Below are 23,174 nucleotides of genomic sequence, written 5' to 3'. Positions count from 1 at the left end.
AATCAACTCAGCGTCAGGGTGTAGCCCTTTTCGCGGAGGCGGCCGATGACGTCCTCGGAGTGGTCGGCGCCGCGGGTCTCCAGGTGCATCAGCACCTCGGCCTCCTCGACGTGCAGGCGGGCGGCGACGCGCTCGTGCATGACGTCCAGCACGTTGACGCCCAGCTCGGCGAGCTCGCTCAGCAGCGTGACGAGCGCGCCGGGGCGGTCCTTGAGGCGGCACCGGACGACCAGGTACCGGCCGGCGCCCGCCAGGCCGTGCCGCAGCACCTTCGACAGCAGCAGCGGGTCGATGTTGCCGCCCGACAGCAGCACGACGACCGGCGGTTTCACCGCGTAGGAGTGCTCCAGCAGCGCCGCGACCCCGGCGGCGCCCGCCGGTTCGACGACCTGCTTGGCGCGCTCCAGGCACAGCAGCAGCGCCTGCGAGATCGACTCCTCGGTGACCGTGACGACGGCGTCGACGAGGTCGGTGACCAGGGCGTAGGTGAGGTCGCCTGGGCAGCCGACCGCGATGCCGTCCGCCATGGTCGGCTGGAGCTCGATGCGGGTGGGGCGGCCCGCCGCCAGCGAGGGCGGGAACGCCGCGGCCCGCTTGGCCTGCGCGCCGATGACCTTGATGCCGGTGTCGCGGCCGAGCTCCTTCGCGGCGCCCTTGAGCGCCGCGGCGATGCCGGACATCAGCCCGCCGCCGCCGACCGCGCCGACGACGGTCGCGACGTCCGGGCACTGCTCCAGGATCTCCAGCCCGATCGTGGCCTGCCCGGCGACCACGTCCGGGTGGTCGAACGGGTGGATGAAGACCGCGCCGGTCTCCTCCGCGTGCTTCTGCGCGGCGACCAGGCAGTCGTCGACGGTCGGGCCGGGGAACAGCACCCGCGCGCCGTACCCCTTGGTCGCCTCGATCTTCGGCAGCGGCGCGCCGACCGGCATGAACACCGTCGACGCGCAGCCGAGCATGGACGCGGCGAGCGCGACGCCCTGCGCGTGGTTGCCGGCGCTGGCCGCCACGACGCCGCGGGCGCGCTCCGCGTCGCTCAGCCGCGCGATCCGCACGTACGCGCCGCGGATCTTGAACGAGCCGGTGCGCTGCAGGTTCTCGCACTTGAGCAGCACCGGCCCGCCGAGCAGCTCCGACAGGACCCGGGACGGGATCAGCGGGGTGGGCACCGCCACCTCGCGGAGCAGGTCGCGCGCGGCGCGGATGTCGTCGACGGAGACGGTGCTCATCCCACGATCTTCGCACGGCCGGGTCAGCCGCCGCTCCAGTAACGATCTTGCGCGTAGACCAGCGCGGCGGCGCCGATCAGCCCGGCGGTCTGCCCCAGGGCGGCGGGGACGATCTGCGTCTTGCGCGCGAAATCCATCCGGGCGTGCGCCCGGAACGCCTCCTCCAGCGGGTCGAACAGCAGCGCGCCCGCCTGCGAGACACCGCCGCCGATCGCGACGACCTCCAGGTCGCACAGGTGGGTCGCCGACGCGATCGCGACGCCGATGGCATGGCCCGCGCGGCGCATCGCGGCGACCGCGACCGGGTGGCCGCGGCGCGCGTCGGAGGCCAGCTCGACGCCGGTGACGTCCTGGCCGCCGGGCCGCCAGCCCTGGCCGCGCGCCCACGCGACCAGGCCGGGGCCGCGGGCGATCGCCTCCAGGCAGCCGCGCCCGCCGCACTCGCACGGCGGCCCGTCCGGCTCGACGACCACGTGGCCGATGTGCCCGGCGTTGCCGCTCGCGCCGTCCACCAGCCGGCCGCCGAGGATCAGGCCGCCGCCGACGCCGGTGGACACCACCATCCCCAGCACGTTGGCGCGCCCGCGCCCGGCGCCGCGCCAGTGCTCGCCGATCGCGACGCAGATGGCGTCGTTGTGGACGCGGACGGGCAGGTCCGGGTGCCGGGCCTGCAGCCGTTCGCGCAGCGGGAACCCCCGCCACGCCGGGATGTTGAGCGGCGACACCTCGGCGGCGGGCCAGGTCATCGGACCGCCGCAGCCGACGCCGACCCCGGCGAGCGGCGGCGACCCGGCGTCGGCGTGCACCTTGTCGAGCAGCCCGGTCAGCGTCCGCCACAGGCCCTCGGCGTCCAGGCCCTGCCCGTTCGGGGTCGCGACCCGGTCGTAGGCGGCGATCCGCCCGCCGGGCTCGACGACCGCCGCGGCCAGCTTCGTGCCGCCGATGTCCACCGCCAGCACGTCGCTCATTCGCGGTGCCCCGCGCCTTCGCGGTCCTCCCCGCGGCCGAAGGCGAGGATGGACGCGGTGAACCCGTGCACGTGGTTGCGCCCGGCGACCGGGCCGATCTCGCCGGCCGCGAAGAACCCGCCGACCCCGGCCGGCCCGAACGCCCGGTCGAGCACCTTGGCGTCGTGGTCGGAGTCGGGGAACATCGCCTGCCCCCGGCCGTTGCAGGAGATCAGCAGCGCGCCCTCGACGGGCGCGAGGTCGAACCGGTCGAGCAGCGCGGCCAGCTCCTCCTCGGCGGCGCCCGCGTCGCGGACCTGGAACCGGACGGTCCGCCCGACGTCGACCACGTCGCCGATGGCGATGGCGCCGCTGTCGGTGTCGGCGCCGACCACGCCGCGGACGAGGAAGTCGCCGCGCTCGTGCTCGTCGGCGTACTCGTCCATCGCCACGCCGATCAGCAGCCCGCGCCCGGCGAGCTCCTGCTCCTCCTCGGGCAGCTCCAGGACGATCTGCTCCAGCTTCTCCAGCGCCGGCACGCCGGCCAGCTCGTACAGCACGTTCTCGTCGGCCTTCGTCACGACCATGTCGGGGCCGATCGGGCGGGCGCCCTGGCTGACGACGGTCGCCGCGCTGACGGCGCCGCCGATCACCACGCCGACCGCGCCGTCCTCGTGCACGTCGCCGTCCACGAACAGCCGCGCCTCGCCGTGCTCGCCGGCCTCGGCGAGCCCGCCGACCAGCGCGAGGCCGGGCAGCGCGTCGTCGGAGCGCTCGACGAACGCGTCCACCGGGAAGCTGTAGGGGTCGGCCAGCAGCAGCCCGACCACGTCGTCGTCCTGCCCCTCGGGCATGCCGACCACGATCAGCTTGTCCTCGGCCTTGAGCGTCTCCAGCCGGAACGGCTCGAGCCGCGCGCCGGGCAGCACCGCCGCCCACGCGCTGACCGCGCCGGCGTCCTCCACGCCGCGGCCCCCGCCGATCACCCCGGACGCGCTGCAGCCGATCATCAGCGCGGGCGCCGCGGACAGCGCCGCGCGCCGCGCCGCGGCCGCGATCTCCTCCGGGTCGTCCCCGGAGATGAAGACGCAGACCAGGTCGGGCGCCGCGGACAGCGGCGCGAGCGCCTGCTCGACCGCGGACACGGCGGCACTGGACAGGTCGGGGCCGAGGGCCAGGCCGTCACCGAATCGCGCCATCGGCGCCGCCTCCCTCACTCCGTTCACCGGGTCGCATCACATCTCCCAGTCTCCCCCTCCGGAGGCATCTGACCCAACCTCGCGGTCTCGCTCCGATCTCGGCCCGCCCGGCCGCGGGGGCCGAGGAATCCGCGGCGGACGGGTGCGATCGCGCGCATCGGCGACGTAGTGTCGATCGCGTGCGTTCATCCACACCACGCGAGACCACACTGGGCGAGCTGCGCACCAGCGGCCACGTCCAGCGATCGGTGAAGGCCGAGATCCGCCACAACCTGCTCGCCCGGCTGAGATCCGGCGAGCCGCGCTTCCCGGGCATCCTCGGCTTCGACGACACCGTCATCCCCCACCTGGAGCGGGCGCTGCTCGCCGGGCACGACCTCGTCCTGCTGGGCGAGCGCGGGCAGGGCAAGACGCGGCTGATCCGCACCCTGGGCGGGCTGCTGGACGAGTGGACCCCGGTGGTGGCCGGCTGCGAGATCAACGACCATCCCTACGACCCGGTGTGCGTTCGCTGCCGCCGGCTCGCCGCCGAGAAGGGCGACGAGCTGCCGGTCGAGTGGCGGCACCGCGACGACCGCTACGGCGAGAAGCTCGCCACCCCCGACACGAGCGTCGGCGACCTCATCGGTGACGTCGACCCGATCAAGGTGGCCGAGGGCCGCACCCTCGGCGACCCGGAGACCGTGCACTTCGGCCTCGTCCCGCGCACCAACCGCGGGATCTTCTCCATCAACGAGCTGCCCGACCTGGCCGAGCGGATCCAGGTGGCGCTGCTGAACGTGCTGGAGGAGCGGGACGTGCAGATCCGCGGCTACGCGCTGCGGCTGCCGCTGGACGTGCTGCTCGTCGCGTCCGCCAACCCCGAGGACTACACCAACCGCGGCCGGATCATCACCCCGCTGAAGGACCGCTTCGGCGCGGAGATCCGCACCCACTACCCCCTCGAGCTGGACGCCGAGCTGGCGCTGATCCGGCAGGAGTCCGACTTCGCCGGCCTGGCGGGGCTGCCCGCCGAGGTGCCCGACCACCTGATCGAGATCATCGCCCGGTTCACCCGGCTCGTCCGGGAGTCGACCGCGGTGGACGCGCGGTCGGGCGTGTCGGCGCGGTTCGCGCTGGCGGGCGCCGAGACGGTCGCCGCGGGCGCGGTGCGGCGCGCGGCGCTGACCGGCGAGGAGCGCGCCGTCGCGCGGGTCTGCGACCTGCCGGCGGTGGTGCCGTCGCTGATGGGCAAGGTGGAGTTCGAGGTCAGCGAGGAGGGCCGCGAGCAGGAGGTGCTGGAGCACCTGCTGCGCCGCGCGGTCGCCGAGACCTACCGGCGCACGCTCGGCCCCGCCGACCTGTCCGGGCTGCTGGACAAGTTCGACTCCGGCGACACCGTCGAGTCGGGCGAGCTGGTGCCCTCCACCGAGCTGCTGCGGCGGATCGGGCAGGTGCCCGGACTCGCCAAGATCATGGAGCGGCTCGGCATGTCCGGGGAGTCCCCCGAGCAGGCCGCGGCCGCGCTGGAGTTCGCCCTGGAGGGGCTGTTCCTGACCCGGCGGCTGTCCAAGGACGTGCAGGGCGGCCGGGCCGACGGGACGGCGACGTACCGGACCTGAGCGGGTCCTGGAGCGCCAAGTCCGAGGAGGTTCGATGAGCCGGTACAGGTACGGCGCGTACGAGGACGGGCCCGACCCGCTCGCCCCGCCCTACGACGTCCGCGACGCGCTCGACGCGATGGGCGACTCGGTGCTGGACGGCACCCGTCCCGACGAGGCGCTGCGCGACCTGCTGCGCCGCGGGCTGCCGAACGCGCAGGGCCGCCGCGGCCTGGACGACCTGCTGCGGGAGGTCCGCGAGCGGCGGCGCGCGCTGCGCGAGCGCGGCCGCCTCGACGGCACGCTGGAGGAGGCGCGGGCTCTGCTGGACACCGCGATCGGGCAGGAGCGGGCCGAGCTGTTCCCCGACCCGTCCGACGACGCGCGGCTGCGGGAGTCGGAGCTGGACGCGCTGCCGTCCGACACCGCGCAGGCGATCCGGCGGCTGTCGGACTACCAGTGGCGGTCCGACGCGGCGCGGCAGACGTTCGAGCAGTTGAAGGACCTGCTGCGGCGGGAGGTGCTGGACTCGCAGTTCCAGGGCATGAAGCAGGCCCTGCAGAACCAGGATCCGGCGGCGATGCAGCGCGTCAAGGACATGATGGCGTCGCTGAACGAGATGCTGGAGAAGGACGCGCGGGGCGAGCACACCCAGGCCGACTTCGACCGGTTCATGGACGAGTACGGCGACATGTTCCCCGAGCGTCCGGAGAACCTGGAGGAGCTGGTCGACCAGCTCGCCCGCCGCGCCGCCGCGATGGACCGGCTGCTCGCCTCGCTCAGCCCGGAGCAGCGCGCCGAGCTGGCGGGGCTGATGGAGCAGGCCATGCAGGACGCGGGCCTGGCGATGGAGATGACGCGGCTCGGCGACGCGCTGCGCGCCCGCCGTCCCGACCTCGGCTGGGGGCAGCCCGAGCAGATGGACGGCGAGAACCCGCTCGGCATGGGCGACGCGACGACCGCGCTGGCGGAACTCGCCGACCTGTCGGAGCTGGAGGCGGCGCTCGGCCAGGACTATCCAGGCGCGCGGCTCGACGACGTCGACGAGGACGCGGTGCGGCGGGCGCTCGGCCGGCAGGCCGTCGACGACCTCGACGCGCTGCGCCGCATCGAGAAGGAGCTGGAGAAGCAGGGCTACCTGCGGCGCAACCGCGGCAAGCTGGAGCTGACGCCGAAGGCGGTGCGGCGGCTCGGCGAGACGGCGCTGCGCCGGGTGTTCTCGCAGCTGACGTCCGGCCGGCAGGGCGACCACGACCAGCGCGACGCCGGCCAGGCGGGCGAGCTGACCGGGTCCAGCCGGGAGTGGCGCTTCGGCGACGAGCAGCCCCTCGACGTCGTCCGGACGGTGAGCAACGCGATCCGCCGGAGCGCGATGGAGGGCCCTGTGCTCGACGATGCGGCCGGGCTGGTCGCCGCCCCGGCCGCGTCGCCCGAGGGGCTGGCGGCGGCCGAGGTGCTGGAGCCGGTCGGTGCGAACGTGGTGGAGCTGCGGCGCCCGGCGCGTCCGGCGAAGGTGCGGCTCGGCGTCGACGACTTCGAGGTGCACGAGACCGAGCGGCGCACCGGCGCGGCCGTCTGCCTGCTGGTCGACCTGTCGTACTCGATGGTGCTGCGCGGGACGTGGGCGGCGGCCAAGCAGACCACCCTCGCGCTGCACACGCTCGTCACCAGCAAGTTCCCGCAGGACGCGATCCAGATCATCGGGTTCTCCAACTACGCGCGCACGCTGCACCCCGAGGAGATGGCCGGGCTCGACTGGGACATGGTGCAGGGCACCAACCTGCACCACGCGCTGATGATCGCGGGCCGGCACCTGGACCGGCACCCCGACTTCGAGCCGATCGTCCTGGTCGTCACCGACGGCGAGCCGACCGCGCACCTGCGCCCGGACGGCCGCTCGCTGTTCGACTACCCGCCGTCCACCGACACGCTGGTGCTGACGCTCGCCGAGGTCGACAAGATGACCCGGCGCGGCGCCACCATGAACTTCTTCATGCTGGCCGACGACCGGCGGCTGGTGTCGTTCGTGGAGGAGGTCGCGCGCCGCAACGGCGGCCGGGTGTTCGCGCCCGCCGCCGACCGGCTCGGCGAGTACGTCGTCAGCGACTACCTGAGGGTCCGCCGGGGCCGCCGGTAGCGCACCGCGACCGGGGCGCCGGGGAATAGGGTCGGCACCATGTCGAGCTCCGACCGCATCCTGCTCATCCTGCACATCGGCTTCGCGATCTTCACGCTGGGCCCGCTGACGGCCGCGACGATGTCCACGCCGCGCTACATCCGCCACCGCAACGCCGCGGTGGTGCGGTACCTCAACCGCACCACGCAGATCTACGGCGTCGGCACGCTGCTGATCTTCCTGTTCGGGCTGTGGCTGGCCGAGGGGCACTTCGCGCAGGCGTGGCTGTCGGTGTCGATGACGCTGTTCATCGTCGCGCTGGTCCTGCTGCTGATCGTGGAGCGGGACCAGCGGAAGGCCGCGAAGCTGCTGGACGAGGCGGGCCCGGCGCCCGCGCCCTCGCCCTCGCCCTCGCCCGCCGCCACGGGGCCGTCCACGCCGTCCGGCACGCCGTCCGCGGAGGACGGCGAGCCCGCCGCCGAGACCGGCAAGACCGCCGGCACCACCGGCACCACCGCCGGGGAGGCGCCGGTGGCCGGCCGGGCCGCCGCGGCGACCGGCGAGGTCGCGCAGGTCGAGCGGGGCCGGATCGCCGCCCTCTCCGGCGTCATCGCGCTGATCTGGCTGGTGATCCTCATCCTGATGGTGTGGAACGGCTGAGGCCGCCCGGGGGCGCGCCCCGAAGCGTCAGGGGCGCGCCTTCGTGTGCGCCTTGATCCACCTGAGGATCTCGGGCGTGACGCCGGGCACGTTCAGCATGTCCGAAGCGTGCAGGTCGCCCCTGACCGTCTGCACCCTCACCTGGACGCCGGCGGCGCGCAGCGCGCTCGCCAGGCCCTGGCTCTGCGTCACCGGCACGAAGTCGCCGGTGGCGTGCATCAGCAGCATCGGCGCGTCGCCGGCGGACGCGTGGGTCGTGCTGTCGGCGTCCTCGACGCGCTTCCAGCAGCCCGCGGCCGCCGGGGTCGCGTCCACCGAGCCGGGCGCGCAGTGCACGAGGCCGACGACGGCGCGGCGCAGCTTGCGCTGCCGGGCCGACGCGTCGGCCGCCGCGCCGTCCTTGTAGGCCAGGAACGGGTTGTTCGGCGGCGACAGCGCCACCACGCCGCGCACCAGGTCGGTGCCGGTGCCGTGGGTGCCGATCTGCGTCGCGAGCTGCCCGCCGGACGACGAGCCGAGCACCACGATGCGGTCGGGGTCGAGGTTCCACGTCGCGGCGTGCTTCTTCATGAACGTGAGCGCGGCCAGCGCGTCGTTGCGCTGCGCGGGCCACTGCGCCTTGGGCGCGAGCCGGTAGTTCGCCGCCAGCACCACGTAGCCGGCGTCGCTCAGCTTCCGCGCGAAGTACTTCCAGCTGTCCTTGCTGCCGCTCAGCCAGTAGCCGCCGTGGACGATCAGCACGCCGGGCCGCGTCGCGCCCTGGGCCCGCGCCGTACGGCCGGTCTTGGCGTTCCCGGCCGCGGACGGCCGCCAGTAGGCGTCGACGCGCTGGCTCGCGGACGGCCCGTAGGCGTACGTCGCGGACCGCGGGAGCCGGGGGGTCACCATGACGGCCTTCGCCCGGACGACGCCGTCGGTGGTCACGCCGCCGGCCTGCGGCTCCCCGTCCGCGGCGCCCGTCGAGGGCGTGCCGGACGGCGAACCCGTGCCGGGCGTCTGCGACCCGGGAGAGCCGGACCCGGGCGAGCCCGTCGTCGGCGCGTCCGTCCCCGGCGTGCCCGTCGGCGCCGATACCGAGGGCGTCGGGCTCGGGCCGGGAGTGGTGGCCTGGGCGGCCATCGGCACGGCTACGGCGGAGACACACGTCGCGGCGAACGCCGCCCCACTGACCAGTACTTTGCGCACCCCGGGCCCTTTCGTGAACGAACCTGGCGGGCCGAGTATAGATGTTTGATCACGTCCGCCGCGGGAAGCGCGCCCGGTTCGCCCTCCCGCGGCCCGCGCGGACGGCCGGCCGCCCACGCGGGTCAGGGCGTCTCCGCAGGTCGGCAGGCTGTTTCGCGCGGAGCGCCGGCGGAGCGCCGGCGGAGCGCGAAACAGCCTGCCGACCGCAACGGGGGTTCCAGGGGCGCCCCCTGGGTCAGCCGAGGGCGAGTTCGAGGTCGCGCAGCAGGTCGTCGGCGTCCTCGATGCCGACCGACAGCCGGACCAGGTCCGGCGGGACCTCCAGCGGCGACCCGGCGGCGGAGGCGTGCGTCATCCGGCCCGGGTGCTCGATCAGCGACTCGACGCCGCCGAGCGACTCGCCGAGCGTGAACAGCTTCGTCCGCTCGCACACCCGGACGGCGGCCTCCTCCGACTCCATCCGGAACGACACCATGCCGCCGAACCCCCGCATCTGCTTGGCGGCGATCTCGTGGCCGGGGTGGTCGGGCAGCCCCGGGTACAGCACCTGCCGGACGGCGTCGTGCCGGGTCAGCATGGCGGCGACCTTCTCGGCGTTGGCGCAGTGCCGGTCCATCCGCACGCCCAGCGTCCTGATGCCGCGCAGCGTCAGCCAGGCGTCGAACGGGCCCGCGACGGCGCCCATCGCGTTCTGGTGGAACGCCAGCCGCTCCCCCAGCTCGGCGTCCGCGACGACGAGCGCGCCGCCGATGACGTCGGAGTGCCCGCCCATGTACTTGGTGGTGGAGTGCACCACGACGTCCGCGCCGAGATCCAGCGGCCGCTGCAGGTACGGGGACGCGAAGGTGTTGTCGACGGCCAGCAGCGCGCCCGCGTCGTGCGCGACGCCCGCCAGCGCCGCGATGTCGGCGAGGGCGAGCAGCGGATTCGTCGGCGTCTCCGCCCAGACCAGCTTCGTCTCCGGGCGCATCACCGCGCGCACCGCCGCCACGTCCCCGAGCGGCGCCGGGTCGAACGTCACGCCCCACGGCTCGGCGACCTTCGCGAACAGCCGGTAGGTGCCGCCGTAGGCGTCGTTCGGGATGATCACATGGTCGCCCGGCCGGCACACGGTGCGGATGAGCGCGTCCTCGGCGGCGAGCCCGGACGCGAACGCCAGCCCCCGCGCGCCCGCCTCGATCTCGGCGAGGCATACCTCCAGCGCGGTACGCGTCGGATTGGCCGATCGGGAGTACTCGTAGCCGCCGCGCAGCCCCCCGATGCCGTCCTGCTTGTACGTGGAGACCTGGTAGATCGGCGGGACGACCGCCCCCGTGGCGGGGTCGGGCTCCTGCCCCGCGTGGATGGCCAGGGTCTCGAACCCCCGGTGAACCTCGTTGTCCATGGGTACGAGGCTATCCACCCGCCGACCCTCCTCTGGGAGGAGGCGCTCCCCCGCAGGTATCAGCCCCCATTTCAGCACGCGGGTTGACCCCAAGAGCGCGAGCGATCTCTACCGTTTAACGAGTATCCCGACTTGACCCTTCATTTAAGGAATACGCATGTTCGCACGGCTCGCGCGCTTCGTCGTGAGACACCCATGGTGGACGATCCTGGCATGGGTGGTCGCGGCGGCTGTGGTCGTCGTGTTCTCCCCCAGCCTGCAGACCAAGTCCGACCAGGGCGACTTCCTGCCCTCCAAGTACGAGTCGATCCAGGCCGCCAAGCTCTCGGAGAAGGCGTTCCCGCAGCAGGCGGACGTCACGGCGTTCATCGTCGTCAAGCGCGCCGACGGCGGGAAGATCACTCCTGCGGACAGCGCGAAGATCGCCAAGGTCGCCAAGGACCTGACGGCCAAGAGGTACCCGACGGTCGAGGGCTTCCTCGCCGGGCCGCAGACCGTGGCGCCGAACAAGGCCGTGCAGGTCATCAGCGTGCCCATGAAGGGCATGGACCAGGACGCCTCCAAACAGCAGACCAAGGCCGTCAAGGAGATGCGCAAGGTCCTGCCGGCCGAACTCGGCGGCGGGCTGAGCGCCAAGGTCGGCGGCGACCCCGCCTCCTCCGCCGACAACGAGAAGTCGTTCTCCCAGTCCCTCGCGCTGGTCTCGATCGGCACCTTCGTGCTGATCATCGGACTGATCCTGCTGATCTTCCGGGCCCCGATCGCCGCGATCCTGCCGATCCTGGTGATCCTCGCCACCGAGACGGTCTCGATGAAGCTGATCGGCGCCGCGTCCCGGCTGCTGAACTTCTCCGGCGACGACAGCCTGTCGATCATCCTGACCATCGTCCTGTTCGGCATCGGCGCCGACTACTACCTGTTCCTGCTGTTCCGCTTCCGGGAACGGCTGCGGGCCGGCGACGACAAGAAGACCGCCATGATCACCACGGTGGAGCGGGTCGGCGAGGTCATCACCTCCGCCGCCGCCGCGATCGCGGTGACGTTCCTGGCGCTGATGCTCGCCTCGTTCGGGATTTTCTCCGCCTGGGGCCCCTCGCTCGCCATCGCCGTGCTGGTCATGGGCGTCACCGCGCTCACCCTGTTCCCGGCGATCATCTCGCTGCTCGGCACCGCGGTCTTCTGGCCGTCCAAGGCGTGGAAGAAGCAGCCGAAGTCGGCCCTGTCCACCAAGCTCGGCGGCGCCGTCGGCCGGCGTCCCGCGCTGGTCGCGCTCGGCACCGGCGCGCTGCTGATCGTGCTGTCCATCGGGGCGTTCAGCTTCAAGTCCGACTACGACTTCCAGTCGAGCTTCCCGCAGGACACCGAGTCGGCCCAGGCCACCAAGGACATGCAGACCGGCTTCCCGCCCGGCCTGAGCACGCCCGTCCAGGTCTACCTGCAGTCGCAGGACGGGAAGGCGATCTCCAAGGCGACGTTGAAGTCGTTCACCGACAAGGCCGGCTCCCTGCCCGGCGTCGGCCGCGTCCAGGACCCCGAGCCCGCGCCGGGCGGCAAGGTCGTCCGGGTCGACCTGCTGCTGAAGAAGAACCCCAACAGCAACGAGTCGATCTCCCTGGTCAAGAACGACCTGCGGCCGGCGGTGCACCAGATAGCGCCCTCCGGCACGAAGGTCCTGGTGGGCGGCGCGACGGCGGTCTACGGCGACATCAACAAGGTCGTGAACCGGGACCTGTCGGTGATCCTCCCGGTCGCCGGCGTGCTGATCGCGCTGATCCTGCTCGTCCTGCTGAGGTCGGTGGTCGCGCCGCTGTACCTGGTGCCGATCGTCCTGCTCGGCTTCGCCGCGACGCTGGGCTCGTCGGTGTTCGTCTTCCAGGGCCTGCGCGGCGAACCCGGGGAGATCTTCCACCTGCCGATCATGCTGTACCTGTTCGTGCTGGCGATCGGCACCGACTACAACATCCTGATGACCGCGCGGTTGCGCGAGGAGGCCAAGGAGGGCCACGAACCGCGCAAGGCGGCGGCGCTGGCCGTCCAGCACGGCGGGCCGACCGTCGCGGCGGCGGGCCTGATCCTCGCGGCGACCTTCTCGGTCATGCTGCTGGCGAAGGTCTCGATGCTCCAGCAGATGGGCTTCTCCATCGCGATGGGCATCGCGCTGGCCGCCTTCGTGATGTCGGTGTTCCTCGTCCCGGGCGTCACGGCGCTGCTCGGCCACCGGGCCTGGTGGCCCGGCCACGCCGACCGGCCCAAGCCCCGCAAGGGCCCGGACCCGCTGGAGGACCAGTTCGCCCCGACCCGGGTCGGCTCCTAGCCGCCCCCCGGAACGTCGGGTCGCGGGACCCGGTCGGAAATGCCGCCCACGAACCGGGCCCCGCGACCCGACCCCCGCAAGACGAAGCGCCGGAGACCGCGACGGTCTCCGGCGCTTCGCCGTTCGGGCGTCAGGAGTTCGGCTCGGCCAGGTAGGCGAGGAGGTCCTGGCGGGTGATCAGGCCCTTCGGCTTGCCGTCCACGAGGACGACGGCCGCGCCCGACTTCTCCAGCACGCTGACGGCCTTGCTCACCGGCTCGCCCGACCCGATCGTCGGCAGCGGCGGCGACATGTGCGACTCCACCGCGTCCAGCAGGCCGGAGCGCTCCTTGACCAGGACGTCGAGCAGTTCGCTCTCGACGACCGAGCCGATCACCTCGGCCGCCATCACCGGCGGCTCCTCCTTCATGACCGGCAGCTGCGACACCTCGTACTCGCGCATGATCGAGATCGCGGTCTGCACGCTCTCGTACGGGTGGACGTGCACGAACTCCGGCAGCGACCCGCCCTTGCGGGTCAGCACCTCGTCCACGCGGGCCTCTTCGGTGGAGGAGGGCAGGAACCCGTAGTCCTCCATCCAGCTGTCGTTGAAGATCTTGCTGAGGTAGCCGCGGCCGCCGTCGGGCAGCAGCACGACCACCACCGCGTCCGGGCCGGCCTTGGCGGCGACGCGGAGGGCGGCGACGACGGCCATCCCGCAGGAGCCGCCGACCAGGAGGGCCTCCTCGCGGGCGAGGCGGCGGGTCATCAGGAAGGAGTCCTTGTCGGAGACCGCGATGACGTCGTCGCAGATGTCGCGGTCGTAGGTCTCCGGCCAGATGTCCTCGCCGACGCCCTCGGTCAGGTAGGGGCGTCCCGAGCCGCCGGAGTAGACCGAGCCCTCCGGGTCGGCGCCGATGATCTGGACGCGGCCGCCGGAGACCTCCTTGAGGTAGCGGCCGGTGCCGCTGATGGTGCCGCCGGTGCCGATGCCCGCGACGAAGTGGGTGATGCGGCCCTCGGTCTGCTCCCACAGCTCCGGGCCCGTCGTCTCGTAGTGCGACTGGGGGTTCTGCGGGTTGGTGTACTGGTTCGGCTTCCAGGCACCCGGGATCTCGGCGGCCAGCCGGTCGGAGACCGAGTAGTAGGAGTCGGGGTGCTCCGGCGAGACGGCCGTCGGGCAGACGACGACCTCCGCGCCGTAGGCGCGCAGCACGTCCACCTTGTCCTTGGCGACCTTGTCGGGGCAGACGAAGACGCACTTGTAGCCGCGCTCCTGGGCGACGATCGCCAGCCCGACACCGGTGTTGCCGGACGTCGGCTCGACGATCGTGCCGCCCGGCCGCAGCGCTCCGGACGCCTCGGCGGCGTCGATCATCCGGACCGCGATGCGGTCCTTCACCGAGCCGCCGGGATTGAAGTACTCCACCTTGGCCAGCACCTGCGGGCCGTGCCCGTTCGGCGAGCCGCCGGTCACCTTGCGCAGCCGAACGAGAGGGGTGTTGCCCATCAGTTCGACGAGCGAGTCGTGTACGTGCACCGCGACGTCCTTGTTCAGTGGTTCGGAATTCAACGGGTCGCGCCCCTGTTCCACCAGCGGGTACCGCGGGGAACGGACGCGTCGTCGGGAGGATCCCCCAGCACCGACGGTAGCCGAGATCGGCCGCCCCGGGCATCAACCGCCGTCCGCGAGGGTACAACTCAATCACGGAGGGTCAACGGCACATGCTGAGAGCGTTCACGGCGCGCCGGATCGCGGCGGCCGCGGCCTACGGAGGCGGGGGCATCACCGCCCTCGGAGGAATCACGTTCGGGCTGGTGGTGGCGGAGGCCAAGCTCGCCCGCCGGATCATCCAGGCGACGCCGAACGGCGACCCGCCGGTCGCGGACGGCCTCTACGGCGGGACGCTCCCCGGTCCCCCGCTGTCCCTGGTGATGCTGGGCGACTCGACGGCGGCAGGGCTCGGCGTGCACACCCCGGAGGAGACGCCGGCGGCGGGGCTGGCCGCCGGGCTGGCGGCGATCGCGGGGCGGCCGGTCCGGCTGACGAACGTGGCCCGCTCGGGCGCGCAGTCCGCGGCGCTGGACGGGCAGACCGGCCGGGCCCTGCAGGTCCGCCCGGACATCGCCGTCGTCATGATCGGCGCGAACGACGTGACCGGCCGGGTGCCGCCCGGGACGTCGGTGCGGTACCTGGCGGACGCCGTGGCGCGGCTGCGCGCGGCGGGCTGCCAGGTCGTCGTCGGCACCTGCCCGGACCTCGGCACGATCAAGCCGCTGATGCAGCCGCTGCGGTGGATCGCGCGGCGGGCGAGCCGGCAGCTGGCGGCCGCGCAGACGATCGCGGTGGTCGAGCAGGGCGGGCGGTCGGTGTCGCTCGGCGACCTGCTGGGCCGCGAGTTCGCCGCCGACCCGATCTCGATGTTCAGCGAGGACCGCTACCACCCGTCCGCGCGGGGGTACGCGGCCGCGGCGGCGGCCGTGCTGCCGTCGATGGCGCACGCGCTCGGCCTGGAGCCGGGCCTGGACGCGCTGCCCGGGGCGCGGCTCGGGGACGGGGTGCTGCCGGTCTACCTGGCGGCGGCCGAGGCCGCGGAGATCTCCGGCACCGAGGTGTCGGGGGCGTCCGTCGCGGGCCGCGAGCGGGGCCCCCGGGGCCGGTGGGCCACGCTGCTGCGGCGCCGGTCCGCGCCGTCCGCCGACACGCCGCCGCCGTCCACGGCGGTGGCCCCGGACATCGCCTGAGGGGCCGCGGACATCGCCTGACGGGCCCTGGACATCGCCTGACGGGCCGCGGCGCGGGCGGGAGTCTTCGCGCAGGTGAGTAAGCGCGCACTTATTGGACTCACCGTCAACACAGCCGGGGGGCCGGATTGTACGCGGGTGCGAGGCGGGAGCTAGATTGCTGGTGACCGGCGAGTAACACCGTCCGCCCGCGACGGTCGCGCCGGGGTCCGGAGACGGCCGCTGAGACAGGAGACCCGCACATGCCCGAGGCAGTCATCGTCGCCACCGCGCGCTCGCCGATCGGCCGCGCCTTCAAGGGGTCGCTGAAGGACATCCGGCCCGACGACCTCACCGCCCAGATGATCACCGCCGCGATGGCGAAGGTCCCGCAGCTGGACCCGTCGCAGATCGACGACCTGCTGCTCGGCTGCGGGCTGCCCGGCGGCGAGCAGGGCTACAACATGGCCCGCGTGGTGTCGGTGCTGCTCGGCTGGGACAACGTGCCCGGCGCGACCGTCACCCGGTACTGCTCGTCCTCGCTGCAGACCACCCGGATGGCGCTGCACGCGATCAAGGCCGGCGAGGCGGACGTGATCGTGTCGGCCGGCGTCGAGACCGTCAGCCGGTTCGCCAAGGGCAGCAGCGACGGGCTGCCCGACACCCAGAACCCGGTCTTCGCCGACGCGCAGGCCCGCACCGCCAAGACCGCCGAGGGCGGCGCCGGCGTCTGGCACGACCCGCGCCAGGACGACCAGGTCCCCGACATCTACATCGCGATGGGCCAGACCGCCGAGAACGTCGCCGGCATCCGCGGCGTCAGCCGGCAGGCGCAGGACGAGTTCGGCGTCCGCTCGCAGAACCTGGCGGAGAAGGCGCTCGCCAACGGTTTCTGGGAGAAGGACATCACCCCGGTCACGCTGCCCGACGGCAGCGTGGTGGCCAAGGACGACGGCCCGCGGCCCGGCACCACCTACGAGAAGGTGTCGCAGCTGCAGCCGGTGTTCCGCCCGGACGGGACGGTCACCGCGGGCAACTGCTGCCCGCTGAACGACGGCGCCGCCGCGGTCGTCATCATGAGCGACACCAAGGCCGCCGAGCTCGGCCTGACGCCGCTGGCCCGGATCGTGTCGACCGGCGTCACCGGCCTGTCCCCCGAGATCATGGGCCTCGGCCCGGTGGAGGCCTCCCGCAAGGCCCTCGCCAAGGCGGGCATGACGATCGACGACATCGACCTCGTCGAGATCAACGAGGCGTTCGCCGCGCAGGTGCTGCCGTCCGCCGAGGACCTCGGCATCGACATCGACAAGCTGAACGTCAACGGCGGTGCGATCGCGGTCGGCCACCCGTTCGGCATGACCGGCGCCCGGATCACCTCCACGCTGGTGAACAGCCTGAAGTTCCACGACAAGCAGTTCGGGCTGGAGACCATGTGCGTGGGCGGCGGCCAGGGCATGGCGATGGTGCTGGAGCGGCTTTCCTAGAGCGCGGGCCCCGGTGGCCCGCACCGGCGCGGTCCTCGCGCCCGGTGCGGGCCACCTGCGCTTTTTCCGGGGGACATCCCCGTTACGAATGATCTACGTAACGTAATAGATAGGTCCCCGTTAGGGGGTTGTCACATACGGGCCGGTGTTGCAGAGTGCCAGGAAGAGCCCCGCGACCTGGAGGTGCCAATTGTCACTGAACCACTCGCCGGAGACGCACAGCAAGCTGCTAGCCCGCATCCCGTTGGTCACAGGACGTGACCTCCCCGAGTGGTTCTCCACGATCGAGAACGGTCCGTCGTTCACCCGCTGCGAGGAACGGAGCACCTGGCTGGCCGAGGAGCACAACCTCTCCCACGGCTACGCCGCGGCTCTCGTCCGCGAGCACGAGCGGGCGCGCCGCGAGCGCCACTACTGAAGCGCGCCGCGAACCGCCCGACAACCGCATACTGACGGACGTCGTCCCGACGTGCCCCGCGCACGGACGTGATCGACGCACTGGACCAGGTGGGATCCCGCCAACGGACGCCCCCGCCGTCGTGCCGCTGCGCCCGAGCAGCCGCCACGACCCTGGCGCCGAGATCCCACGCAGATCAGCCCCTCGCCGGCCGCCGGCGGGGGGCTGATCGACGCCCGGCGCCGGCCGGAGCGCGGCGCGGAAGGGCGGCGGCGCGCGAGGGCCGCGGGGTGGGGAGAGCAGGGTGCCCCTGGTCGGACTCGAACCGACACAATGGCTCTTTTAGGGAGCCCGCCTCTGCCATTGGGCTACAGGGGCGGCGTCATCATATCGGGACGGCGGCCCCGGGCACCGTGCTCTAGCCGGTCTCCGTCGTCCTGCCCGCCGCCAGCTCGAACTCCTGGCGCGGCCACTCCAGCTCGCCGAGCGAGACGATCTCGCGCCGGAAGAACAGCGCGAGCGTCCAGTCCGCGGTGATCCGGAACTTGCGGTTGAGGGTCGGCATCCGCGACAGGTGGTAGGTGCGGTGCATGACCCAGGCGGGCAGCCCGCGCAGCTTGAGGCCGTAGACGTTCGCCACGCCCTTGTGCAGGCCGAGGCTGGCGACGGACCCGACGTACTTGTGCTCGTACCGCTTGCGGGGCTTGCCGTGCAGGTCCGCCGCGATGTTGTCGCCGAGCCGCTTGGCCTGCCGCACCGCGTGCTGGGCGTTGGGCGCGGTGAACTCGGCGAAGCCGGACCGGTCCGGGACGGCCGCGTTGTCGCCGGCCGCGTAGACGCCGTCGAGGCCCTCGACGGTCAGCTCGTCGGTCGTCCTGATCCGGCTCTTGTCGTCCAGCGGCAGGTCGCTGTCCCTGACGACGGGGTGCGGCTTCACGCCGGCCGTCCAGACGAGGGTGCCCGCGTCGAACTCCTCGCCGTCGCTCAGCACGATGTGCCGCTTCTCGGCGGACTTCAGCAGCGTGTTCAGCTTCACCTCGATGCCGCGGCGGCGCAGCGCCTCGGTCGTCCAGCGCCCCATCTCGGGGCCGACCTCCGGCAGGATCCGCTCCGTCGCCTCGACCATCATCCACCGCATGTCGGACGGGTCGATGTCCGGGTAGAACCGGCAGGCGTCGCGGGCCAGGTCCTCCAGCTCGGCGAGCGCCTCGATGCCCGCGAACCCGGCGCCGACGAACACGAACGTCAGGGCCCGCCTGCGGACCTCCTCGTCGTCGGGGTTGGAGGCGGCGATGTCGAGCTGGTGCAGCACGTGGTTGCGCAGGTAGATGGCCTCCTCGACGGTCTTGAAGCCGATCCCGCACTCGGCGAGGCCGGGGATGGGCAGCGTGCGGGAGATCGAGCCGAGGGCCACCACGAGCCGGTCGTAGCCGATCGACCGCTCCGGCACCCCGGCGGTCTGCGCGCCCGCCGGGCGGACGGTCAGGCTGCGCGAGGCGTGGTCGATCCTCGTGACGTAGCCGTTGACGATCCGGCAGCGCGGCAGGACGCGGCGCAGCGGCGCCACGACGTGCCGCGGCTCCAGGTTCCCGGCCGCGGCCTCCGGCAGGAACGGCTGGTAGGTCATGTAGGACTGGGGGTCGATGACGGTGACGGCGACCTCGCCGCGCCGCAGCTCGCCGCGCAGCCGCTTCTGCAGCCGCAGTGCCGTGTACATGCCGACGTAGCCGCCGCCGACGATCACGATGTGCTTGCGCTCGGAAGGCATAACGGGACCGATACCCCCCATACGCCATCGCATCACGCCAAGCGCGTCACACCGGAAAGATCACCGGAGTCCGCGAACTTCTCCGTGAGCCGCGCCATCTCACCGTGTGTACCGACCAGAGAGAGGACGGACCGGGACAGGGCCGGACGGGGGCGCCAAGCGACCTCGCGCGATGACCGGAACAGGGGCCGGCCATCGCCCCTCAGGGCCCCGCTTGGCCAAGGCCCTGCCCCACCGTCGACGACTCCCACCACGAAGGGGATGCGCGAACATGTCACGAATCGTCTGGGGAACGCTGGCCGCCGCCGCACTGGCGGCCGCCCTCACCGGATGCGACGCCAGCTTCAGCGCCAGCCCCAGCTCCTCCACCCAGAACGGCGGATCGTCACAGACTAGCGCACCCGCCGGGGGAAGCGGTACCTCCACCACGTCCGGAACCGGCACCGGGACGCGCCACAACGGCGCCTCCGGGACGCGCCACTGCACCACCTCCGACCTGCACGCGTCCGCGTACTCCAACGGGGACCCGGGGGCCGGGCAGCGGTACGGCACGCTCCAGCTGACCAACAACTCCGGGACGTCCTGCACGACCGGCGGCTGGTCCGGACTCGGCCTCGCCGGCGCCGACGGCGCGCTCCCGACGAAGGTCGTCCGCGAGGGCACCGCCCGCACGATCACGATCCCGGCCGGGGCCTCCGCCTACGAGCAGCTGCACTGGGGCGTCGTCCCGGGCGAGGGCGACGACCAGGGCGGCCAGTGCCAGCCCACCGCCAGGGCACTGCACGTCATCCCGCCGAACCAGACGACGTACCTCAGCGTCGGCTGGATCGGCGGCCCGGTATGCCAGCAGGGCCAGATCCGGCTCACGCCGATCAAGCTCGGCAAGATGTGACCCGCCACCGCGCGGACGCGGCGCGCTAGGCGAAGTCGCGGGCGCGGACGAAGACGGCGTCCAGCATGTCCTCGGTGACCCGTCCGGTGAAGGTGTTCTGCTGGCTCGGGTGGTAGCAGCCCAGCAGCAGCACCGGATCCCGGCGGGCCGCCGGGGGCGGCGGCGCCAGCTCGACCTCCGCGGCGTGCCCGAACTTCGGGCGCGGCCGCGGCACCTCGTACCCGGCCTGCTTCAGCGCGGGCCACACGCCCTGCCAGGCGAAACCGCCCAGGCACACGATGCACCGCACGCTCGCGGCGACGTCCTCGACCTCGCGCGCGAGCCACGGCAGGCACGTCGTGCGCTCCAGCGGCGTCGGCTTGTTGTCGGGCGGCGCGCACCGCACCGTCGCGGCCATCCGGGCCCCGGTCAGCCGCTGCCCGTCGCCCGCGCGCACGCTCGTCGCCTGGGACGCCAGCCCCACCCGGTGCAGCGAGGCGAACAGCCAGTCGCCCGACCGGTCGCCGGTGAAGATCCGGCCGGTGCGGTTGCCGCCGTGCGCCGCGGGCGCCAGCCCGACGATGAGGATGCGCGGCTCCGGGTCGCCCCATCCGGGGACCGGCCGCCCCCAGTACTCCTCGGTCGCGAACGCGCGGCGCCGCTGCACCGCGACCTTCTCCCGCCACTCCACGAGGCGGTCGCACGCGCGGCACACCGACTGCCGCGCGCACAGCTCGTCCAGGTCCGGCGCCCCGGCGGCCAGCTCGATCACCTCGCCGGCGCCGTGCGCGACGGGCGTGTCCGGCGCGGCGGGGTCCTCGGGCCATCCCGTCCCAGGTGGCACGTAAGGAGAGCGGGCATCCGTCATGCCCACGATCCTCGCACGCACCGCGGGCACCCTCGGTACGATGCGGTTCCGCCGGTCGGGGACGCGGGGCGTCCGGCGTGCGCCAATGCCGAGCGGAGGCATGCCTTGTCGCAACCGGGCTGGTATCCCGACCCGTACGGAACCGGCAGCCTGCGCTGGTGGGACGGCCGGGCCTGGACCGAGAGCCTCAACCCCGAACCCGTCCGCCCGCCGCGTCCGCGCACGTCGGAGCAGGGGTACGGGCAGGGGTACGGGCAGGCCGCCGGCGCCGGGTGGCAGCCCTCGTGGAGCGGGCCGCCCGCCGTCCAGCCCGTGGCCGCCACCGTGCACGGCCTGCGCCTGCACGCCGACGAGCAGGGCGTCGCGTACGGGCAGGCGGCGCTGGCGTGGCCGCACGTCGAGTGGGTCGCCTACTGGGCGGCGCAGCTCCCGGCCGGATCCGGCCACGCCCCCGGCACCCGGTGGATCTTCCAGGTCGGCCGGCACCCGTTCCACGGCGGGCCGCGCGTCGAGGTCGTCATCGAGGCCGACGGCGTCGCCGAGCCGGAGACGGTCTGGGGCCGGCTGATCCGGCTCTGCCAGGCGTGCGCCGAGCCGCGGCTGGTCGCCGAGCTGGCCGCGCACGTGCGGGCGGGCGAGTCGGTGGACGTCGCGCAGGGCCTGACCGTGCACTCCGGCGGCGTGCGGGGCCACCGGGTGTCGCTGAGCTGGGCGTCGATCTCCGGCGCCGTCGTGGACACCGGGCGGGTCTGGATCCGGCAGTCCGGCGGCAGCTCGCCCGTGCTGTACGTCCCGCAGCAGAACCCGAACGCGGTGCTGATCCCGGCGCTGCTGTCGGTCCTCAAGGGCTGACCGGCGCCCGGGCCCGGGTCAGACCAGCGACCAGGCGATCCCGTCGAGGATGTCGCGCTCGCTGACGACGACCGCGCCGAACCCGTACTCGCGCATGATCCGGTCCAGGATCAGCGCGCCCGCGCCGATCACGTCGACCCGGCCCGGGTGCATGACGCCGATCCGCGCCCGCTCGGCGCGCGTGGCGTGCAGCAGCCGCCGCGTCACCTCGTGCACCTGCGTCGCGGTGATCCGGGACAGGTGGATGCGGTCCGAGTCGTACTCCGGCAGGTCCATCGCGATCCCGGAGACGGTGGTGACCGACCCGGCGAGCCCGACCAGCGTGCGCGCCTCGTCCACCGGCACCGTCCGGCGCACCTCGGCGAGCGCGGCGTCGATGTCGGCGACCGCGTTGGAGATCTGCTCCGGGGACGGCGGGTCGCCGTCGCGCAGGTGCCGCTCGGTCATCCGGACGCAGCCGATGTCGATCGACCGGGCCGCCTGCACCGCCGAGCTGCCGAGCACGAACTCGGTGGACCCGCCGCCGATGTCGACCACCAGGTAGGGGCGGGCGGGACGCAGCTCGGCGAGCTCCCGGGTGGCGCCGGTGAACGACAGCTCCGCCTCCTCGTCCCCGCTGATCACCTCGGGGACGACGCCGAAGATGTCGACGACGCCGCTGACGAAGTCGCCGCGGTTGCCGGCGTCGCGGGTGGCGCTGGTCGCGACCACCCGGGTCTTGATCGGGCCCTCACCGGTCTCGGAGCCGTGCCGCTCGATCAGCTCGGCGTACCCGCGCATCGCGGTGAACGTCCGCTCGAGCGCGGCGGGCGACAGCCGGCCCGTCTCGTCGACGCCCTCGCCCAGCCGGACGATCTCCATCCGGCGCTCGACGTCGGTCAGCGTGCCGCCGTCGGGTCCGGGGACGATGTCGGCGATCAGCAGGCGGACCGAGTTGGTCCCGCAGTCGATGGCGGCGACGCGCGTCACTTGGCCTCCTCGGCGTCGGGGGCGTCCTGGGCGGCGGGGTGGGGGCCGGCGCCGGCGTCCGCGCAGGCGCACGGCCCGGACCGCCACCATTCGGGCAGCGCCGCCAGGGCCTCGCGGCCGAACGGGTTCGCGCCCGGCACCGCCAGCTCGTGCGCGACCAGGGCGTGCAGGCACTTGACCCGCTCGGGCATCCCGCCGGCGCTCTGCATGCCGTCCGGCAGCGGCTCGAGGCCGTCCGCGCGGGCCGCCTCGGCGCGGCGGCGCAGGTAGTCCTCGTGGGCGGCGGTGTACTCGGCGCCGAGCGCCGGGTCGTCGGCGAGCCGCGCCTGCATCTCCCGCATGACACCGCTGCCCTCCAGCGTGCCGATCGCCGACGCCGCCTTGGGGCAGGTCAGGTAGAACAGCGTCGGGAACGGGGTGCCGTCGGGCAGCCGCGGCGCCGTCTCCAGCACGGCCGGCAGCCCGCACGGGCAGCGGTAGGCCACGGCGCGGACGCCGCGCGGCTCCCGGCCGAGCTGCGCCGCCACCGCCGCGAGGTCCCGGCCGGACGCCGGCTCCCTCGTGGCGGCCGCCGCCCCGGTCGTCCCGGTCGTCGCGGCCGCTCCGGTCGCCGTCGCGGCCGCTCCGGCCGTCCCGGTCCGGGGAGGC

At 73.4% G+C, this 23,174-nt stretch carries 19 protein-coding genes and 1 tRNA gene; 9 read left to right on the top strand and 11 right to left on the bottom strand.

The annotated features are described in order from the left end of the window. Positions 1–2 precede the first annotated feature (2 nt). From ilvA to QP089_RS15740, 3 genes are read right to left on the bottom strand one after another with little or no spacing between them, the layout of a single operon-like run. Positions 3–1,229: a threonine ammonia-lyase gene (ilvA, locus tag QP089_RS15750; protein ID WP_285912335.1), complete on the bottom strand. Its 1,227-nt coding sequence runs from the start codon at positions 1,227–1,229 to the stop codon at positions 3–5. Positions 1,230–1,252: 23 nt separating this feature from the next. Continuing rightward, entirely contained in the window at positions 1,253–2,197 is a 945-nt protein-coding gene (locus QP089_RS15745; protein ID WP_285912334.1) for an ROK family protein, read from the bottom strand. Continuing rightward, positions 2,194–3,375: an FIST signal transduction protein gene (locus tag QP089_RS15740; RefSeq protein WP_285912333.1), complete on the bottom strand. Its 1,182-nt coding sequence runs from the start codon at positions 3,373–3,375 to the stop codon at positions 2,194–2,196. Before QP089_RS15740 ends, QP089_RS15745 begins: the two co-directional genes overlap by 4 nt. 179 nt (positions 3,376–3,554) lie before the next feature. Here QP089_RS15740 and QP089_RS15735 point away from each other — a divergent pair, with 179 nt between their 5' ends. The 3 genes from QP089_RS15735 to QP089_RS15725 are packed head-to-tail and all read left to right on the top strand — an operon-like array spanning position 3,555 to position 7,731. After that, positions 3,555–4,976 carry a sigma 54-interacting transcriptional regulator gene (locus QP089_RS15735; protein WP_285912332.1) on the top strand — a complete coding sequence of 474 codons (1,422 nt, stop codon included), beginning with the start codon at positions 3,555–3,557 and terminating at the stop codon, positions 4,974–4,976. A 34-nt stretch (positions 4,977–5,010) separates the two neighbouring features. Beyond that, positions 5,011–7,092, top strand: coding sequence for a vWA domain-containing protein (locus tag QP089_RS15730; protein ID WP_285912330.1), 2,082 nt, complete (start codon positions 5,011–5,013; stop codon positions 7,090–7,092). Positions 7,093–7,131: 39 nt separating this feature from the next. Then, the gene (locus QP089_RS15725; RefSeq protein ID WP_285912329.1) at positions 7,132–7,731 is read left to right on the top strand and encodes a DUF2269 family protein; all 600 of its coding nucleotides are present in this window, start codon (positions 7,132–7,134) and stop codon (positions 7,729–7,731) included. A 27-nt stretch (positions 7,732–7,758) separates the two neighbouring features. Here the strand turns inward: QP089_RS15725 and QP089_RS15720 are convergent, their stop codons facing one another. Together QP089_RS15720 and QP089_RS15715 are read right to left on the bottom strand one after the other, a co-directional pair. Continuing rightward, on the bottom strand, positions 7,759–8,916 hold the full coding sequence (locus tag QP089_RS15720; protein WP_285912328.1) for an alpha/beta hydrolase: 1,158 nt from the start codon (positions 8,914–8,916) through the stop codon (positions 7,759–7,761). Positions 8,917–9,151: 235 nt separating this feature from the next. Next, positions 9,152–10,300, bottom strand: a complete 1,149-nt coding sequence (locus tag QP089_RS15715; RefSeq protein WP_285912327.1) for a cystathionine gamma-synthase — start codon at positions 10,298–10,300, stop codon at positions 9,152–9,154. Between the two features lie 157 nt (positions 10,301–10,457). On the opposite strand from QP089_RS15715, the gene QP089_RS15710 reads away from it, so the two are divergent. Further along, positions 10,458–12,614: an MMPL family transporter gene (locus QP089_RS15710; protein ID WP_285912326.1), complete on the top strand. Its 2,157-nt coding sequence runs from the start codon at positions 10,458–10,460 to the stop codon at positions 12,612–12,614. 130 nt (positions 12,615–12,744) lie between these two features. Here QP089_RS15710 and QP089_RS15705 read toward each other — a convergent pair whose 3' ends face one another. Then, positions 12,745–14,133, bottom strand: coding sequence for a cystathionine beta-synthase (locus tag QP089_RS15705; RefSeq protein WP_285912400.1), 1,389 nt, complete (start codon positions 14,131–14,133; stop codon positions 12,745–12,747). A gap of 185 nt (positions 14,134–14,318) precedes the next feature. Here QP089_RS15705 and QP089_RS15700 point away from each other — a divergent pair, with 185 nt between their 5' ends. The 3 genes from QP089_RS15700 to QP089_RS15690 all read left to right on the top strand — a co-directional run bounded on the left by QP089_RS15700 (position 14,319) and on the right by QP089_RS15690 (position 17,219). Further along, positions 14,319–15,338, top strand: a complete 1,020-nt coding sequence (locus tag QP089_RS15700; RefSeq protein WP_285912325.1) for an SGNH/GDSL hydrolase family protein — start codon at positions 14,319–14,321, stop codon at positions 15,336–15,338. A 242-nt stretch (positions 15,339–15,580) separates the two neighbouring features. Then, positions 15,581–16,801 (top strand): acetyl-CoA C-acetyltransferase, encoded by a 1,221-nt coding sequence (locus tag QP089_RS15695; protein ID WP_285912324.1) that lies wholly within the window; start codon positions 15,581–15,583, stop codon positions 16,799–16,801. Between the two features lie 190 nt (positions 16,802–16,991). Beyond that, complete coding sequence (locus tag QP089_RS15690) at positions 16,992–17,219, top strand: DUF4287 domain-containing protein (RefSeq protein WP_285912323.1); 228 nt, start codon at positions 16,992–16,994, stop codon at positions 17,217–17,219. Between the two features lie 284 nt (positions 17,220–17,503). On the opposite strand, the gene QP089_RS15685 is transcribed toward QP089_RS15690, so the two are convergent. Continuing rightward, a tRNA-Leu gene (locus QP089_RS15685) sits at positions 17,504–17,576 on the bottom strand. Between the two features lie 40 nt (positions 17,577–17,616). Further along, the gene (locus QP089_RS15680) at positions 17,617–18,966 is read right to left on the bottom strand and encodes an NAD(P)/FAD-dependent oxidoreductase (RefSeq protein ID WP_285912322.1); all 1,350 of its coding nucleotides are present in this window, start codon (positions 18,964–18,966) and stop codon (positions 17,617–17,619) included. A gap of 271 nt (positions 18,967–19,237) precedes the next feature. Between QP089_RS15680 and QP089_RS15675 the strand changes: the two genes are divergently transcribed. After that, complete coding sequence (locus tag QP089_RS15675; protein ID WP_285912321.1) at positions 19,238–19,858, top strand: DUF4232 domain-containing protein; 621 nt, start codon at positions 19,238–19,240, stop codon at positions 19,856–19,858. A gap of 25 nt (positions 19,859–19,883) precedes the next feature. On the opposite strand, the gene QP089_RS15670 is transcribed toward QP089_RS15675, so the two are convergent. Beyond that, complete coding sequence (locus QP089_RS15670) at positions 19,884–20,705, bottom strand: uracil-DNA glycosylase (RefSeq protein WP_285912320.1); 822 nt, start codon at positions 20,703–20,705, stop codon at positions 19,884–19,886. A gap of 105 nt (positions 20,706–20,810) precedes the next feature. Here QP089_RS15670 and QP089_RS15665 point away from each other — a divergent pair, with 105 nt between their 5' ends. Further along, a complete protein-coding gene (locus tag QP089_RS15665; protein WP_285912319.1) occupies positions 20,811–21,557 on the top strand; it encodes a DUF2510 domain-containing protein in 747 nt (248 codons plus the stop codon). Between the two features lie 18 nt (positions 21,558–21,575). On the opposite strand, the gene QP089_RS15660 is transcribed toward QP089_RS15665, so the two are convergent. Beyond that, on the bottom strand, positions 21,576–22,526 hold the full coding sequence (locus QP089_RS15660) for a Ppx/GppA phosphatase family protein (protein ID WP_285912318.1): 951 nt from the start codon (positions 22,524–22,526) through the stop codon (positions 21,576–21,578). Further along, complete coding sequence (locus QP089_RS15655) at positions 22,523–23,053, bottom strand: DUF501 domain-containing protein (protein WP_285912399.1); 531 nt, start codon at positions 23,051–23,053, stop codon at positions 22,523–22,525. Before QP089_RS15655 ends, QP089_RS15660 begins: the two co-directional genes overlap by 4 nt. Between the last annotated feature and the right edge of the window lie 121 nt (positions 23,054–23,174).

It is taken from the genome of Actinomadura opuntiae (assembly GCF_030283205.1).
GTDB lineage: Bacteria > Actinomycetota > Actinomycetes > Streptosporangiales > Streptosporangiaceae > Spirillospora.
Note: the sequence above shows the minus strand (reverse complement) of the source record. Positions and strands in the feature narration are given on the sequence as shown.